At 57.8% G+C, this 16117-nt stretch carries 16 protein-coding genes; 12 read left to right on the top strand and 4 right to left on the bottom strand.

The genetic code is table 11. The features are described 5' to 3' along the window. The first annotated feature begins 119 nt into the window (after positions 1-119). The 6 genes from GRX76_RS02300 to GRX76_RS02275 all read left to right on the top strand — a co-directional run bounded on the left by GRX76_RS02300 (position 120) and on the right by GRX76_RS02275 (position 5683). Positions 120-788 (top strand): hypothetical protein, encoded by a 669-nt coding sequence (locus GRX76_RS02300; protein ID WP_201276889.1) that lies wholly within the window; start codon positions 120-122, stop codon positions 786-788. Positions 789-820: 32 nt separating this feature from the next. Continuing rightward, positions 821-1873 (top strand): heme A synthase, encoded by a 1053-nt coding sequence (locus GRX76_RS02295; RefSeq protein WP_160151820.1) that lies wholly within the window; start codon positions 821-823, stop codon positions 1871-1873. Positions 1874-1944: 71 nt separating this feature from the next. Then, complete coding sequence (cyoE, locus tag GRX76_RS02290; protein ID WP_160151819.1) at positions 1945-2862, top strand: heme o synthase; 918 nt, start codon at positions 1945-1947, stop codon at positions 2860-2862. 12 nt (positions 2863-2874) lie between these two features. Next, positions 2875-3543, top strand: coding sequence for an SCO family protein (locus GRX76_RS02285; protein ID WP_160151818.1), 669 nt, complete (start codon positions 2875-2877; stop codon positions 3541-3543). A 105-nt stretch (positions 3544-3648) separates the two neighbouring features. Continuing rightward, positions 3649-4437: a CPBP family intramembrane glutamic endopeptidase gene (locus GRX76_RS02280; RefSeq protein ID WP_160151817.1), complete on the top strand. Its 789-nt coding sequence runs from the start codon at positions 3649-3651 to the stop codon at positions 4435-4437. A gap of 112 nt (positions 4438-4549) precedes the next feature. Next, positions 4550-5683: a hypothetical protein gene (locus tag GRX76_RS02275; protein WP_160151816.1), complete on the top strand. Its 1134-nt coding sequence runs from the start codon at positions 4550-4552 to the stop codon at positions 5681-5683. A 264-nt stretch (positions 5684-5947) separates the two neighbouring features. Here GRX76_RS02275 and GRX76_RS02270 read toward each other — a convergent pair whose 3' ends face one another. Both GRX76_RS02270 and znuC read right to left on the bottom strand, forming a co-directional pair. Next, positions 5948-6757: an iron chelate uptake ABC transporter family permease subunit gene (locus tag GRX76_RS02270; RefSeq protein WP_160151815.1), complete on the bottom strand. Its 810-nt coding sequence runs from the start codon at positions 6755-6757 to the stop codon at positions 5948-5950. 5 nt (positions 6758-6762) lie between these two features. Continuing rightward, entirely contained in the window at positions 6763-7581 is an 819-nt protein-coding gene (gene znuC / locus GRX76_RS02265) for a zinc ABC transporter ATP-binding protein ZnuC (protein ID WP_160154769.1), read from the bottom strand. A 164-nt stretch (positions 7582-7745) separates the two neighbouring features. On the opposite strand from znuC, the gene GRX76_RS02260 reads away from it, so the two are divergent. Then, positions 7746-8654, top strand: coding sequence for a metal ABC transporter solute-binding protein, Zn/Mn family (locus tag GRX76_RS02260; RefSeq protein WP_160151814.1), 909 nt, complete (start codon positions 7746-7748; stop codon positions 8652-8654). 31 nt (positions 8655-8685) lie between these two features. Here the strand turns inward: GRX76_RS02260 and GRX76_RS02255 are convergent, their stop codons facing one another. Continuing rightward, on the bottom strand, positions 8686-9234 hold the full coding sequence (locus GRX76_RS02255; protein ID WP_160151813.1) for a hypothetical protein: 549 nt from the start codon (positions 9232-9234) through the stop codon (positions 8686-8688). Positions 9235-9442: 208 nt separating this feature from the next. On the opposite strand from GRX76_RS02255, the gene polA reads away from it, so the two are divergent. The 3 genes from polA to GRX76_RS02240 all read left to right on the top strand — a co-directional run bounded on the left by polA (position 9443) and on the right by GRX76_RS02240 (position 13716). Beyond that, complete coding sequence (gene polA / locus GRX76_RS02250; RefSeq protein WP_160151812.1) at positions 9443-12187, top strand: DNA polymerase I; 2745 nt, start codon at positions 9443-9445, stop codon at positions 12185-12187. Positions 12188-13015: 828 nt separating this feature from the next. After that, complete coding sequence (locus tag GRX76_RS02245; protein WP_160151811.1) at positions 13016-13507, top strand: hypothetical protein; 492 nt, start codon at positions 13016-13018, stop codon at positions 13505-13507. A 32-nt stretch (positions 13508-13539) separates the two neighbouring features. Continuing rightward, positions 13540-13716, top strand: coding sequence for a hypothetical protein (locus GRX76_RS02240; RefSeq protein ID WP_160151810.1), 177 nt, complete (start codon positions 13540-13542; stop codon positions 13714-13716). A gap of 4 nt (positions 13717-13720) precedes the next feature. Here GRX76_RS02240 and yihA read toward each other — a convergent pair whose 3' ends face one another. Further along, a complete protein-coding gene (yihA, locus tag GRX76_RS02235; protein WP_160151809.1) occupies positions 13721-14383 on the bottom strand; it encodes a ribosome biogenesis GTP-binding protein YihA/YsxC in 663 nt (220 codons plus the stop codon). A gap of 136 nt (positions 14384-14519) precedes the next feature. On the opposite strand from yihA, the gene GRX76_RS02230 reads away from it, so the two are divergent. Together GRX76_RS02230 and GRX76_RS02225 are read left to right on the top strand one after the other, a co-directional pair. Then, positions 14520-15170, top strand: coding sequence for a c-type cytochrome (locus tag GRX76_RS02230; RefSeq protein WP_160151808.1), 651 nt, complete (start codon positions 14520-14522; stop codon positions 15168-15170). 234 nt (positions 15171-15404) lie between these two features. Further along, positions 15405-16082 carry a thiol:disulfide interchange protein DsbA/DsbL gene (locus GRX76_RS02225; RefSeq protein WP_160151807.1) on the top strand — a complete coding sequence of 226 codons (678 nt, stop codon included), beginning with the start codon at positions 15405-15407 and terminating at the stop codon, positions 16080-16082. Positions 16083-16117 lie beyond the last annotated feature (35 nt).

Below are 16117 nucleotides of genomic sequence, written 5' to 3'. Positions count from 1 at the left end.
ATAAATATAAGAAGTCATACCGAACACGAGTCATAACAATAACGAGCGCGGTACGGGGAGCAGGCCCCAGGTCGGCCCGGAATGGGCTGGCATCACGGCGCGACAGCGAGGTGACAGCAATGGCAGAAAATTTCCAGACCCCGAACGAACAAGCGAGCGGGGGCACGGATACCCGGCTTTCCACCGATAGGCAAACCCGAAAGCGCGGTCTGGGCCGCTGGGCCGGCCTCGGTGTGTTTGTCGCGGTGGCCTTTCCCATCGTTGCGGCCTATATCGTGTTTTACACCGGCGTCGGTATGCCGATGGACACCGTGAACCAGGGCGAGTTGCTGGTGCCCGCACACAATGTTGCGGACATCTCACTGCGCAGCGATGACGGCGCAACGGTTGCCATTGCGTCGGAAGAGCCGAAATGGCGTTACCTGATTATTGGCGGCGAACAGTGTGCTGGGGAGTGTGAAAAGCTGCTCTATACCACGCGCCAGGTACATATTCGCCTGGGTGACAAGGCGCACCGGGTAGAGCGTCTGCTGGTCACCGGCGACGCGCTCACCGCCGAGCGCCACCAAGACCTGGCCAGCCAACACCCCAAGCTGCGCTTCACCACCGCTGACCAGCAACAGATTGACCAGTGGCTGGCAGACAGCGATCACGCCGCGCTCAAGCGCCCGAGTGCGCTGCTGGTGGATCAGAAGGGGTTCGCGATGATGGTCTACGACAACCGCTATACCGGCAACCAGTTACTCAAAGACATCAAACGACTGCTGAAGTACTCCTACGAAAAGTAATCCCAGACGTAACAGGAAAGGGGAGAGAGCGAATGGACGTGGAATCGGATATCACCGAACTGCGCAAAAATTACAAAAAAGACTGGCGCTTCCGCCTGGCGCTGATCGGCACCGGGTTGGCGCTAGTGGTGGTTGTGCTGGGTGCGTTCACTCGCCTGTCGCATGCCGGTCTCGGCTGTCCGGACTGGCCCGGTTGTTACGGTCACCTGCTGTGGCCCAATGAAGGTCACGAAATTGCCGCGGCCAACCAGGCGTTTCCCGATACTCCGGTAGAAACCGACAAGACCTGGCCGGAAATGGTGCATCGCTACTTCGCCGGCATGCTGTTATTGCTGGTGGCGGGGCTGACCTATATGTTCTGGCGCCGCCGCGGTCACCGCGGTTTTTTCCAGAGCCATATTCTGCTGGGACTGATCATTCTGCAGGCTGCTTTCGGTATGTGGACGGTGACCCTGAAGCTCTGGCCGCAAGTGGTTACCTTACACCTGCTGGGTGGTATGGCGACCCTGTCGGTACTGTGGATGCTGGCGGAGCGGCTGCGCTATCGCAAACGCCTGATACCACCCCACGAATTTACCGCGCTGCAAAAAATCCGACCCCTGGCGGTGGCCGCCATCGTTGTGGTCAGTCTGCAAATCGCCCTCGGCGGATGGACCAGCTCCAACTATGCCGCGTTGGCCTGCCCGGACTTTCCCACCTGCCACAACCAGTGGTGGCCCAGTGCCGATTTCTCCCAGGGGTTCAATGTCTCCCAGCAAATCGGGCCCAATTACCTGGGCGGTGCCCTGGAAAGTGACGCGCGCACCGCGATTCACCTGACCCATCGCATTGGCGCCATCATTGTCACTCTGCTGGTCAGCCTGCTCGCCTTCCTTGCCTGGCGTGCCGGTTCACCGCGCTGGGCACAGGGTTTGATGGCGGTCCTTTGCTTGCAAGTGGGGCTGGGAATTGCGAACGTAGTGATGTTCCTGCCACTGCCGATTGCGGTGGCACATAATGCCGGTGCAGCGCTGTTGTTATTGAGCCTGCTGACCTTCTGCTACCGGATTAATACGGTGCAGCCGGCAATAGGGAGAACACCCTAGGATACCGTCGAAATGTATTAAATGGCCGCAGGGAACCTGGCCGCAAATAATAAATAACCGAGGTGGTGACCATGAGTACTCAGGCAATACAGGCGAAGAGTGTCCAGAGAGCCGGCTGGCGCGATTATTACGAGCTCACCAAACCGCGGGTGGTGATGCTGATGATCCTCACCTCGGTGATCGGCATGCTGCTGGCGGTGCCGGGCATGGTGCCGCTGGATATTCTGATTCTCGGTAACCTCGGTATCGCGTTGTGCGCCGGTGGCGCGGCGGCGGTCAATCACTTGGTGGATCGCCATGTGGATATCAAAATGGCGCGTACCACCAATCGCCCGGTGGCTCGCGGCCGGGTCGAACCGCAAAAAGCCCTGCTATTTGCTCTGGCGCTCGGCTGCAGTGGCATGGCGATCCTACTCGCATTCGTCAATGCACTGACCGCCTGGCTCACGCTCTTCTCCCTGCTGGGCTATGCAGTGGTTTACACCATGTTCCTGAAACGGGCAACGCCGCAGAATATTGTGATCGGCGGTCTCGCCGGCGCTGCGCCGCCACTGTTGGGATGGGTTGCGGTAACCGGTGATATCCACGGCCACGGCCTGTTGCTGGCGCTGATCATTTTTGCCTGGACGCCGCCGCACTTTTGGGCGCTCGCGGTGCATCGTCGCGACGACTACGCCAAGGCGGAAATTCCCATGCTGCCGATTACCCACGGGGTGCAATACACCAAAATCCATATTCTGCTGTACACCTTTATCCTGCTCGCGGTCAGTCTATTGCCATTCGCCACTGCCATGCTGGGTTGGCTCTATCTGCTGGGCGCCGTCGTACTGGGGCTCGGATTCCTTTACTGGGCGGTAGAAATGCTGCGGGATAAAAACCCCAAAGCGGGTATGGAAACCTTCAAGTATTCCATCATCTATCTGATGGCACTTTTCTGCATCATGTTGCTGGATCACTACCTGGTGGCATTGCCGCCGGTGGCGGGCTAATCGGGAGCTGCCATGAGCGCGAATGTCCAACATACAACCGCGCAAAAGCGCGGAATTTATCTGAGCATCGCCGTTATGGTGTTGTTCATGATCGCGGTACTCGCGGGCTTTCTGCACAAAATGGGGCAGCCGCGGGTGATTACCGACGCCGAGCTGCAACTGAACGGCGCTATCAAACTGGAGCGGCCGCGCATTCTGGATGAATTTGAATTGCTGGCGGATACCGGTGAGGTGTTCAAAACCAGCGCGCTGGAAGGGCGCTGGACCCTGGTATTTTTTGGTTTCACCCACTGCCCGGACGTCTGCCCGACCACCCTGGCGACCCTGAACAACTTCTACCAGACCTTGGATGAGGCGACCCGAAAAGACACCGATATCCTGCTGGTATCGGTAGACCCACAGCGGGATCAGCCACAGCAGCTGCACGACTATGTGCGCTATTTCAATCCGGAGTTCCACGGGGTGACTGGAGAATTCCTTAGCCTGAAGCGTTTCGCCAACCAGCTGAACGTACCTTTTAACAAGGTGCCGCTGGAAGATGGCAACTACACCGTGGATCACGGTTCGCAAGTAGTGCTCATCAATCCGCGTGGACATTACCACGGGTTTTTCAAGGCACCGCTCGACCCTGCCAAAATGAAACTGACCTATCGCTCCATGCGTACCACTTACAACGGCTAACTCGTTATACGCCTGACCGGTACCCGGTCACTGAAATCTTTTCTGCTTGGCGCTATGATGGCGCCAAGCAACTCCCCCCGCTCGCAAAACGAAAATGGATTTTCTATGTTTTCACTCAACGTACAGCGGGGTGCGCCGGTGATTGCCGCCGATGCGCCCCTCGAAGGCAAAACCCTCTGGCTTCCTGCTGCATTTCTGTGCCTGTTGGCCATTCCCTTTGGTTGGATCGGTGTCTTTGCACCGGCCATCTGGCTGGGATTGGTGGCGATGGAAACCGCGGTTGGCTGGAAGAAAGTTGCCAGCTATGTGATTACTGCACTGTTAATGGTCATCGTCACCAGCGGCGCCATTCCCGGCAACGACCATATTTTATTAATGGAGCCGTACCTGCAGGGCGGCAGCGAAATTTATCCCAGCTTCCGCCCGGCCAAGGCTGTCATTGCCCTGACCCTGGTGCTGTTTATGCTGGTGCGCCCACAGCCCTGTAAGCGCAGTGACTTCCCTCTGATGGCAATCGCCATTGTTACTCCGATAATCGTCGGTGCCTTTTTTCTCGATTTCCAGCCCAAACTCACCGCCGCTATCGCCCTTGCGGCATTGCTGAACCTGGTGGTGGTGTGTATCGCCGAAGAGGGATTTTTCCGCTGGGTATTGCAGCGCGGACTGGGCCAGTGGCTACACCGCTGGCCCTGGATCCCCACCATTCTGGTAACACTGCTGTTTATCCAGATGCACACCGGCTGGGCGGTATCCATCACCATGCTGGCACTGGTTGGATTGGCGGGCCTGGGCTACGCCCTGATCTGGCAACTGCGCGGCAGCTTCTGGGCCTGTGTGTTTACCCACTGGGGGGTAAATCTGTTGCATATGACTCTGCTGAAATATCCCGGTTGATAGCTAGAAGTCATCTATTGAACTTACTGCCTAATTTTTTGCGACGACGATAAATTGTATGGATTTTGCCGCAGTGCTGGATTACTGCTGGCGATAGGAACTATGTAGGAAGATGGACCTTCAATTTAACTTTATTACTGAAAACCTAACTTCTCCGACTGAAATATTACTATTCTGTATTCCAATTTTAATACACGGAATCGTGCATTGGATTCGGCTTACCGATAAAAATCCCCATGAAATAAAAACATTGATTATCTTGCTGCCATCAATGTTTTGTTTTTTCTATTTTATTGCGCAGGGTAAGTGGCAGTTATCTTTCGTAATGCTTGGTACGAACAAAATAGGAAAAATTACTGTCACTCCCTTTCTTGATTTGTTCTGGTCTTATTATCATTTTGGAAATCCATTTAAATGCTTTTTCTTGAGTAAGGAGCGACGGTTGGGGCCTTCGCAAAAGGCGATCAATAACGAAGAAGCTAAAATCTACGGGTTAAACTTAAGGTATGGTGTCCCGGAAAGGAATATACATTCCGAAAGTAGTAGAACTTATTATGGTGAGGTTGATAGGAAGCTGACGCAACGTTTAAAGTTTCCGGTACATATTTCAGAGATTAAACGATGGAAGAAGTATCAATGGTCCACAGAGGCTAAAAGATACTTGGTTGGTTACGATTACACGCGATACCACACCAGATTCAATATTGTTGAAATGACAATTTGTGAGGCGACATTCGACGAAAAAAAGTGTAGCTCGTACGACGCAATATTGGAGGTGATCGTTGGGCATGTGTTCGAATGTGGGTCGCATCATATTTATGAGGACGCTCAGTTTCAGATAGAGAACATCGAAGTCCGACATAGAGCGCTTGGAAATCAGGACGCAGTACTTATCACTGTTAAGTCTGATTTAATCTACGATCATTTCTCACACTTTGTGTTGTTCAAGTCAGGACGCGACAAAATAGTATTTTTCGAGGTTGGTGATGATAACCAGTATTCGGGAAGTATTGCCGAACTGATATTTTCTACACTGCAAGTGCATCCGACAAAAAAAGCAAATGCGCAACTGGAGGAATTGGCACAAAATCATGACCTTATTAGAGATGCGAATTGCCTGCTGGATAGATTTGCGGAAAAACTAATTCAGCAAAGAAAAGAGGAAGAGAGAAAAGAAAAAATCGACCAGGAACAGTACGAAAAATGGTTGAAAGAGTTCGAGAGTTTACATGGCGTCAAGTTGTAGTAAGGATAAATAAAATTCGTGAATGGATTGCTTGTGGTTTGGTTGCTTCTGCTAAGCAACTTGACTTAAGCCCAGCAGCGATCGTCTGGACTCGAAACGGGGCTACCCATTCAAGCCCCGCAATCCAGCCAGTACATCGAACACGGTATCCGCTTTACCGGATTCCCTGACACGAATGATGATGCCGGAGAGGTAGCTTTCTATTTTGGTATTGGTGGTGAATAGCGTGAATACGCACTGGCGACCTGGCAGATTACTAGCGGATCACGCTTCGCTTCTTGACCAGAACTGACCCAAAAGAAAAATCACCCCTGCCGCCAGTACAATCGACGGCCCCGCGGGGCTGTCCCACAATACCGATGCGGCAAGGCCCAGCAGCACCGCAATACAACCGATCAGCGACGCATATGCGGCCATCTGTTCCGGGGTGGTGGAAATGCGCCTGGCGGTGGCGGCGGGAATAATCAGCAGGGCGGTAATCAGCAGGACGCCCACGACTTTCATGGCGATGGCGATCAGCAGTGCCAGCATCAGCATCAGTGCCAGTCGAATCCTTTCAATACGTACGCCCTCTACCGCCGCCAACTCCTCGTGCAGCGTGAAAGCCAACAGTTTTGGCCACAGTAACAGCAGCAGTGCAGCAATCACCACCGCAGCGGCGGTCATCAGCATCAGATCCTCGGTGGACACCGCCAGCAGGTCTCCCAGCAGCAGCGACAGCAGGTCTACATTGATGTCCAGCAGGCTGACGGTAATGATGCCCAGTGCCAGCATCGAGTGAGAAAGAATACCGAGCAGGGTATCTACAGACAGATTCTGGCGGCGCTGGAAATACACCAGTAGCAAAGCCAGCAGGCAGCTGCTGGCGCCCACCGCCAGCGTTGGCTGTATGTGCAGAACGAAACCGAGGGTGACACCAAGCAGTGCCGAGTGGGCGAGGGTGTCGCCAAAGTAGGCCATGCGCCGCCACACCGCGAAACAGCCGAGGGGACCGCTGACGACGGCGACCAGTAGTCCGGCGGCCAGGGCATACCAGAGAAAACTGCTGTACAGCAGCTGGGAAAAATCGTTCACGCTGACTATTGGTCCCCGTTGTGTTTGCTGGCCGGATCGCTGCTGTGGTCATGGTTATGGTCATGCCCGTGATCGTGCTGGTGACCGTGACCACAGCAATCGTCGACCACTTCGCCACTCAGATCGTGATGGTGGTTATGCTGGTGGTTGTAGAGCGCCAGTTTGTCCCCGAACAGTTCGAGGTAGGCCGGGTCGCGGCTGACTTGCTCCGGGTGGCCGTGACAGCAGATATGCTGGTTGACGCAGAGCACCCGGTCGGTGGCGGCCATCACCAGGTGGAGGTCGTGGGATACGAGTAACACGCCACAGTGCAGTTCGTCGCGCAATTGCGCAATCAGTTGATAGACCTCGCCCTGGCCACCGATATCCACCCCCTGGGTGGGCTCGTCCAGTACCAGCAGCTGGGGTTTGCGGGCGGCGGCGCGTGCCAGCAACACCCGCTGCATTTCGCCGCCGGAAAGGTCTGCCAGGCGTGCGCCCGCCAACTGCCCGGCACCGACTCGCGCCAGCGCATCCGCCACCTTGACGTTATCGATACCCAGTTGCAGGAAGCGTCCCACGGTCATCGGCATTGTGGCGTCGATGTGCAGGCGCTGGGGCATATACCCCAAACGCAGGCCGGGACGGCGCTCGACGCTGCCACTGGTGGGCTTCGTCAGTCCCAGCAACAGGCGCAACAGGGTAGTCTTGCCAGCGCCGTTGGGGCCGATGACGGTGACAATTTCCGCCGGCTCCAGCTCCAGGGAGATATCCCGCAGCAGTTGCCGGCCGGCAATTTCCAGGCCGAGGCCCCGGGCACGAATAAGCGGCGCGGATTGAGTCAGGGGAGGCTCCCGTGTAGCAGGTCTTTCATTTAGGTGGGTGAACGGCTGGCGAGTGTAAGCCGGGTGTGATTATATCGCACCCCCTTTTGCGGGGCGCAACGGGTGGTTTGGCGGCCATCTCGACGTTGGCCCCCAATTGAAACGGATCCTGAGGTTGTACTGCTATGTCCATTTTCCGCACTCTGGCAAGGGGGCTGATCGCTGTTGTGGCGGCGCTTGTACTCACCGCCTGTGACCGGGGTGAAAACGCCACTGCGACAAATGATGATGGCGCGCGGGACATTGTTGTCAGCATTGCGCCGCTGGCGATGATCGCCGCAGAAATTGCCGGGACTGATACCCCGGTGCATACCCTGGTGCGAAATGGCGATCCCCACCACTACGCCCCCAAAGTCACCGACCGCGCAACCATGGAAAAGGCACAGCTGGTGATCTGGATGGGACCGGCCATGGAGTCGGTGCTGGCGCGCCAGATGGCGCTGTTACCGGAGCAGAAGCAGCTGGGCCTGCTGGCCGCCGGGGGCTATGAATATGAAGGCGCTGACGCTGGCGACCCGCACCTGTGGCTGCGACCACGCAATGCGGCGGTAATGGCGGCACACATTGCCGGGCGTCTGGCGGAACTGCACCCGCAGCAGGCAGAGCAATACCGCCAGCGGGCGCGAGATTTTTCGCGCGCCATGGCCAACCTGCAAAAGGTGCAGGACCGCGCGCTCTGGGCCTATCGGGATGCGGCGGTGGTCTCAACCCACCAGGCTTACAGCCAGTTCTTCGGCCCTGCCGGGGTGGCGGTGCAGAGCCTGGGCTCTTCGGCCAGCCATCAGCACGGTGCCCGCACCATGCTGGAAACCCGTAAGCCAACCGAAAATGGTGAGCAGCGCGGCTGCCTGTTTGGTGAAGTCCCCGCCAATGATCGCGATCGCCAGACCGCGGCACACCTGAACCTGGGCTACCAGGCGCTGGACCCACTGGGGAGCCTGCTGCCTGCAGGTGCCGGCTACCGCCAGCTCATGGAGCAACTGCTGATGGATACCCGCCAGTGCCTGGGGCGTATTCCCGACCGCAGCCAGTAGATATTTTTAGCAGCGGCCAGCCGGGGCTGTGTCAGCTCGGCTCCTGTTCGGGCTTGTCGGCAGGTTCTTCATCTACCTGTACATCTGCTGCAGGTAATACCCGATCCGCTTCTTCCCCGCTGCTCACCGGCAGTGGCTGATCCAGATTCTCGAGTGACTCAAGGGCTTTGGTTGGCAGCTCCAGCGTATCGGTAGACATCGGTGGTGCCGCTTCTTGCACCACCTGCTGTTGTTCCTGTTCCTGCTGTCCTTCCGCCATGAAGGCCTTCACCTGCTGCTGCTGGCTGGTGTGCACACTGGTCATCAGCGCCCGCCGATTGTGCTCACGCAGCATGTCCTGGCGATACTGCTCGCGGTTCTGCTCTTCGACCAGGCGCTTGTTGGTGTCGGCGTTTTCTTCGGTGACCAGATCCGGGACCGGGTGGGCAACGGCCTCCAGGTGCTCCATGGTCTCTGCGGCATAGGCGGAGCTCGGTTGAACGGTTTCCCCGGTGCTGTCATTGTGGCTCTGGTCCTGCGCAGCCGCCGCGCCGGCGATCCCCAGGGCCAGGGCCAGGGGGACAAATAGGCGGGATTTCATGGTGTTTTGCCTCTCGGTAATTTCCCTATACCAAGCCTAGAAGCTGCTGCCGAGACGGGGGTGACACTGCGATGACTGGCGCGGCGGCGACGATGGATTGAACGGCCGCGGGGCAAATTCCGCCGCCGGTGCACGAGCGAAATTCTTTCAACGCGGGTATCCTGTCGCCCAACAAATCCGTCACAGCAAACCGAATTTCTATTTGTCTATGAGCAACGATAAGTCCTCTTCCGCGCCACTGATTCTGGTGGACGGCTCCTCCTACCTTTATCGCGCCTTTCACGCCCTGCCGCCGCTCGCCACCAGCAATGGCCAGCCCACCGGCGCCGTGCGCGGGGTGATATCCATGTTGCGCAAACACCTGAAGGAGCACCCGGACAGCCCGGTAGTGGTGGTGTTCGATGCCAAGGGCAAAACCTTCCGCGACGAGCTGTTCGAGGAGTACAAATCCCACCGCCCGCCGATGCCGGACGACCTGCGCGCGCAGATACAGCCGATCCACGACATCATTGATGCCATGGGCCTGCCGCGCCTGGTGATTGACGGTGTGGAGGCGGACGACGTCATCGGCACCCTGGCATTGCAGGGGGCGGAGCAGGGCATGGACGTGATCATTTCCACCGGCGACAAGGACATGGCCCAGCTGGTGCGCCCGGGGGTCACCCTGGTCAACACCATGTCCAATACGGTGATGGATGTGGACGGGGTGAAAGATAAATTTGGTGTTGGCCCGGAGCTGATCATCGACTTCCTCGCGCTGATGGGCGACAAGGTGGACAACATCCCCGGCGTGCCCGGCGTCGGCGAAAAAACCGCGCTGGCGCTGCTGCAGGGACTCGGCAGCCTGAAGGACATTTATGCCAACCTGGAGGGGATAGCGCCGCTGGGATTCCGCGGTTCCAAAACCCTGGCGAAGAAAATGGAAGAGCACAAGAACGCGGCGGATATGTCCTATGTGCTCGCCACCATCAAGACCGATGTGGAAATGGACTATAAGCCACAGACGCTGGCTAACAGCGAACCGGATACCGACAGGCTGCGCGAGCTGTTTACCGAAATGGAATTCCGCAGCTGGGTGGAAGAGCTGGCCGGCGAGGGCGATGCCGAGTCCGCCGCCGAGGCCATGGCCGTTGAGCGTAACTACAGCATCCTCCTCGACGAAAAAGAGCTGGATAACTGGCTGCAGAAACTCAAGAGCGCGGAAATTTTCGCCTTTGATACCGAAACCACCAGCCTCAACTATATGCAGGCGAAACTGGTGGGCGTGAGCTTTGCGGTGGAAGCGGGCGAAGCCGCATACCTGCCACTGGCCCACGACTATATGGGCGCCCCAGCACAGATCGATTTCGACAAGGCGCTGGCGAAACTGAAGCCGATTCTCGAAGACGAGAACTGCAAAAAAGTCGGCCAGAACCTCAAGTACGACGGCCACATCCTGGCCAACTATGACATCGAGCTGCGCGGCATCGCCCGCGATACCATGCTCGAGTCCTACGTGCTGAACAGCACCGGCAGCCGCCACGATATGGACACCCTCGCGCTGAAATACCTGGGCGAGACCACCATCAAATTTGAAGACATCGCCGGCAAGGGCGCCAAACAGCTGACTTTCAATCAGATCGAGCTGGACAAGGCCGGTCCTTACGCCGCCGAAGATGCCGATATTACGCTGCGCCTGCACCAGGAACTGAGCGGCCGTCTCGCCAAAGAGCCGAGCCTGGAAAAAGTCCTCGACGAAATCGAAATGCCGCTGGTGCCGGTACTCACCCGCATTGAGCGCAACGGGACCTATATCGACGCGGCCATGCTGAACAGGCAATCCGGCGAGCTGGAGCAGAAAATGCGCGAGCTGGAGCAGCAGGCCTACGACGAGGCGGGGGAGGAGTTTAATCTCGGCTCCACCAAACAGCTGGGCACCATCCTGTTCGAGAAGCTGGAAATTCCGGTCATCAAGAAAACCCCGAAAGGGGCACCGTCCACCGCGGAACCGGTGTTGCAGGAACTGGCGCTGTCACACAAGCTGCCGGCGCTGATCATGCAGTACCGCGGTATGGCCAAGCTGAAGAATACCTACACCGACAAGTTGCCGCTAATGATCGACCCGACCACCGGCCGTGTGCACACCTCCTACCACCAGGCGGTGGCCGCCACCGGGCGCTTGTCTTCTTCCGACCCCAACCTGCAGAACATTCCGATCCGTACCGAAGAGGGCCGTCGCATTCGCCAGGCGTTTGTGGCCGATCCGCGCATCAACGGCGGCAGCGCCATCGTGGCCGCGGACTATTCCCAGATCGAACTGCGCATCATGGCGCACCTGTCCGGGGATAAGGGGTTGCTGGATGCCTTTGCCGAGGGCGCGGACATTCACCGCGCAACCGCCGCTGAAGTGTTCGAGGTGCCGGTGACGGAAGTCACTGACGAGCAGCGCCGTCGCGCCAAGGCGATCAACTTTGGCCTGATTTACGGCATGAGCGCCTTCGGTCTCGCCAAGCAGCTGGATATTCCGCGCGCGGATGCGCAGTCGTATATCGACCGCTACTTCGAGCGCTACCCGGGCGTACTGGCGTATATGGAAAATACCCGCAAACAGGCCGCGGACAAGGGGTATGTCGAGACTTTGTTTGGTCGCCGTCTGTATCTGCCGGAGATCAACTCCCGCAACGGCATGCAGCGCCAGGCCGCCGAGCGCACGGCGATCAACGCACCCATGCAGGGCACCGCGGCAGACATCATCAAACGCGCAATGATCGCGGTGGACGCCTGGCTGCGGGACGAGAAACTCAAGACCCGGCTGATCATGCAGGTGCACGATGAACTGGTGCTGGAAGTGCCGGCGGATGAGCGCTCGCTGGTGGTGCAGCGGATCCCGGAATTGATGCAGGCAGCGGCGGAACTGGACGTGCCCCTGATTGCCGAACTGGGAGAAGGGGCCAACTGGGACGAGGCGCACTAAAAATTTTTAAATTATTTTGAAAATTTTTTGTTTCCGGTGGAACTCCGCCGGAAACAGCCCCTCTAAGAAGCAAGATCGTTGGATTGCAACATCATCCCCCAAAGCTTAGTCAGAAGCCCCTCGCCCCGAAACTACCCCCATCGGGGCTTTTTTTTGCCTGAATTTTGATCTGTCGCCAGCGCGCATCGTCATCGCGTTTCCGCAAAGTTGACTGTTTATTGCCCGCTCAAACGGGAGATTGCTCGGCTGCGGGGAATAAAGTCTCAGAATGGAAATATTTTGCCCGCACAGGTGCGTCTTGTGGGATAGAGTTCTGTGAATCCGAAGGCCGGAAACGGAATACGAAGACAGAAAAAATTGTGGGGAACCTTAGCCCCGCAGCTTAGTCTTTGTAGTGAAGGAAGTGCATCGGATGCAGTGGAATTTGGGTGAGAACCCAAAGGCGTGCCCGTCCCCCTGGGCACGCCTCCCAAGTGCCCATCCCCAAGGGCACTGACCCCTAGCCGGCAGCTGCAATCTGCCGGCTTTTTTTTACCTGTGAGTTTTACCGCTGGTCTTCACCTTTGGCTTTCACTGGCGAGGGCTCAATCTGTCTGCTTGCCGCTGCCGGAAAACACCTCAGGCCACTTCGCCAGGCCCTGTCAGCCAAATCTGTCGCTGGTTGAATTGTGAGCAGCTTAATTTCAGTTTAGTCGAATTCTGGCGGCGCAATTCACTCACATCACTTTCGACAATCTATCTTTCAATTGCAAATGATAATGCTTCGCATTAGCATGGTTTGCAGTGTTTGAGGTGTGCCCCGCAGCGGGCCGAACAAGAGGGCTGACGGTGAACTTACGATTTCTGTGTGCCAATCATCGCCAGTGGCTGATGACGAGTGTCTCCCGTGCGGAGCAGGCGTGGCTGGAATGGATGGAGCGGGGCGCCATGCTTTGCGAGGAGGGGCAGTACCGGCAGGCGATACCGTTTCTCGGCTGCGCCTTTGAACTGGCGGATTACCTGCTGGGAGAGCGGTCTCCCGGTTATTCAGTGGCGGCCATGCGTTTTACCGACAGTGCCCGACTGCTGATGGAGGCCTATCACCAGTGCGGGGAAAGCGGCCACGGCAATTACATACTGGTGGTTGCCAGCTCAAGGCTGGCACAGGAGTTGGTGGTCAAATCTCATTACCAGATGACCGCGGACTGTATCCGGGCGCTGTACACTACCGGTGTCGGCGTGCCGGAGGCCTGGCGCCAGGCGCTGGATAGCGAGGAAGGACTCTCGTCCTCGCGGTCACTGCCGGCCGCCTGGCGGCCGATGTCTACACGCCTGCACTAGCGGGTGCCGCGCCAGGGAGAGCGAGCCAAACCATGTCTTCCGACCGCTATGTGAAAATCCAGATCAGCCAGCGTGCGCTGGTGTCCCTGATCGCCGCTCGCCATCTCACCGCCGAGCAGCTGCGCGGCCTGACACCCACCGCGCGGCGGGCGCTGCGGCGCATACTGCTCGATAGCTTAAAGGAAGATACCCACGGCAGTAGCCATTAGCCGGTTACTGGCCGTCTTCCTGCTCCACGCCAGATTTGCCTTCTTGCGGCAATGCCAGCCACTGGTTCAGGCGCTGCTCCAGCTTGTCCAGCCCCTTGCTCTTAGGTGCGGAAAAGATCTGTACCGTGACGTTGGTGTCCAGTTCGCGTTCCTTCAGCTCTTTTTCCACCGCGAAGCGGATGTTGTTGGCGGGGCCGTTTTTCAGCTTGTCGCACTTGGTCAGCAGAATATGCGCCGGCAGTCCGGAGTTCACCGCCCAGGTGAGCATCTGCAGGTCGAACTCTTTCAGCGGCTGGCGGATGTCCATCAACAGCACCAGGCCCTTGAGGCAGTTGCGCTGCTCCAGGTAAAAGGCCAAGTGGCGCTGCCACTCGTCTTTCATGGAGCGAGCGACCTTGGCGTAGCCGTACCCGGGCAGGTCCACCAGGCGCTGGTGTTCACCAAGCTTGAAGAAGTTGATCAGCTGGGTGCGGCCGGGGGTCTTGGAGGTGCGCGCCAGCTTGCCGTTATCGGTGAGCGCATTGATGGCGCTGGACTTGCCGGCATTCGAGCGTCCCGCGAAGGCCACCTCGGCACCGAAATCCTCCGGACACTCCGCCAGGGTGGGGGCGCTGATCAGAAACTCGGCGCGTCGATAGTTAATTCGTTCTACATTGGATTCAGACATTGGTCTTCCCGGTACACTCAGATGGCGCGCAAGTATATAATGCCGCGGTTTTATCGTCGCTGGTGGCTGCCGGGCCTATGGTAGCTGCTGGTAACGGGGATCGGATGCAAAACTTCAGCGCGCAACAGGACGACGTATGAACAGCATTATAAAAAAGGCCGCTCTGGCTTTGGGGATGGTGGCATTTGCTCAACTGGGCCATGCTGCTGGTGACGCCAGTGCGGGGCAAGCCAAGGCAGCAGCCTGTGCGGCCTGCCACGGAGCCGACGGCAATAGCCCGGCGCCGACCTTCCCGAAAATCGCCGGACTCGGCGAAAAGTATCTGCTGAAGCAGATCCACGACATCAAAAGCGGTGCGCGCGTTGTACCCGAGATGACCGGCCAGCTGGACAACATGAGCGACCAGGACATGGCGGATATCGCCGCCTACTTCGCCGCCCAGAATATCCAGATTTCCGGCTCCGAGGCCTTCTCGGTGATGCTGAATAACGGCGATAACGTCGACGGCCTGGCGCTGGGTCGCAAGATCTTCCGCGCGGGTAACAGCAGCACCGGTGTACCGGCATGCATGGGCTGTCACTCGCCCTCGGGCCAGGGCAATGCGCCGGCTGGCTATCCGCGCCTGTCTGGCCAGTACGCCGAATATGTGGAAAAGCAGCTGAAGGCTTTCCGCTCCGGCGCCCGAGCTAACGATGGCGACAACCGCGTAATGCGCAGTGTGGCCAAGCAGTTGTCCGATGCCGAGATCAAGGCGCTGGCCAACTATGTGGCAGGTGTAACCGAGTAAGCGAGTCAGCGAGAGGCCGGGTACCGGCGCTTGAGAGCACTTCTTGATAGCACCTGGGGCCGGTCACTGACCGGCCTTTTTGTGTCCGGTCTTTTGTTCCGCCAACGTGCGGGTTGCACCGGAACCGGGGAACTTCAATAATTTCCGCGGTCTACAGTTATCCTTAACTGGTTTTTGATGATTTCAGCCCGGCACTGGCTGCCGGCCCAAGAATAAAATTCGGAGTACACACTTATGAGAGCCGTTGTCGCACTCTTCACCATGTTGCTGAGCCTGGCCGCCTGCGCCCAGGAGACCGGGGGCAAATTCAAAGCTGGCGAATACTACGAGGTTCTGCCCCAGGCGGTCGCCCAGGACGACGACAGCAAGATCGAAGTCACCGAACTCTTCTGGTACGGCTGTGGCCACTGCTACCACTTCGAGGTACCGCTGAAAAAATGGCAGAAAACCATGCCGGAGGACGTGGCGCTGAAAAAGATCCCGGCCATTTGGCAGCCGGTGATGGAAGTGCACTCGCGCATCTTCTATGTCGCCGAAGCCATGGGTGTGCTGGATCAGGTCCACGCTCCTATCTTCAACGCCATTGCCCAGCAGCGCAAAATGTTCGCCACTCGCGATGGCCGCGACTGGAAAGCAGATGACGCTGCGATCGCCGCCATCTTCAACGACAACGGTGCCGATGGCGCCAAAGCGGTGAAGCTGCTCAACTCGTTCGCCATCAACAGCAAGATCAAGCAGGGCCAGGCCAAACAGCGCGCCTACAACCTGTCCGGAACCCCGGAAATGGTCGTGGCCGGTAAATACCGCGTCAGCACCTCTCTGCCGGGCTTCAAGGGCAAGTCCAACGGTCAGCAGGTGATGCTGGACGTGGTGGATTTCCTGATCGAGAAAGAGCGCGCCGAAAAAGGCTGATCTTTCCCGTCGTCGAAAAACCCCGCCTGGCGGGG

Origin of the sequence: Microbulbifer sp. ALW1, assembly GCF_009903625.1 — a bacterium.
Classification (GTDB): Bacteria; Pseudomonadota; Gammaproteobacteria; order Pseudomonadales; family Cellvibrionaceae; genus Microbulbifer.
Note: the sequence above shows the minus strand (reverse complement) of the source record. Positions and strands in the feature narration are given on the sequence as shown.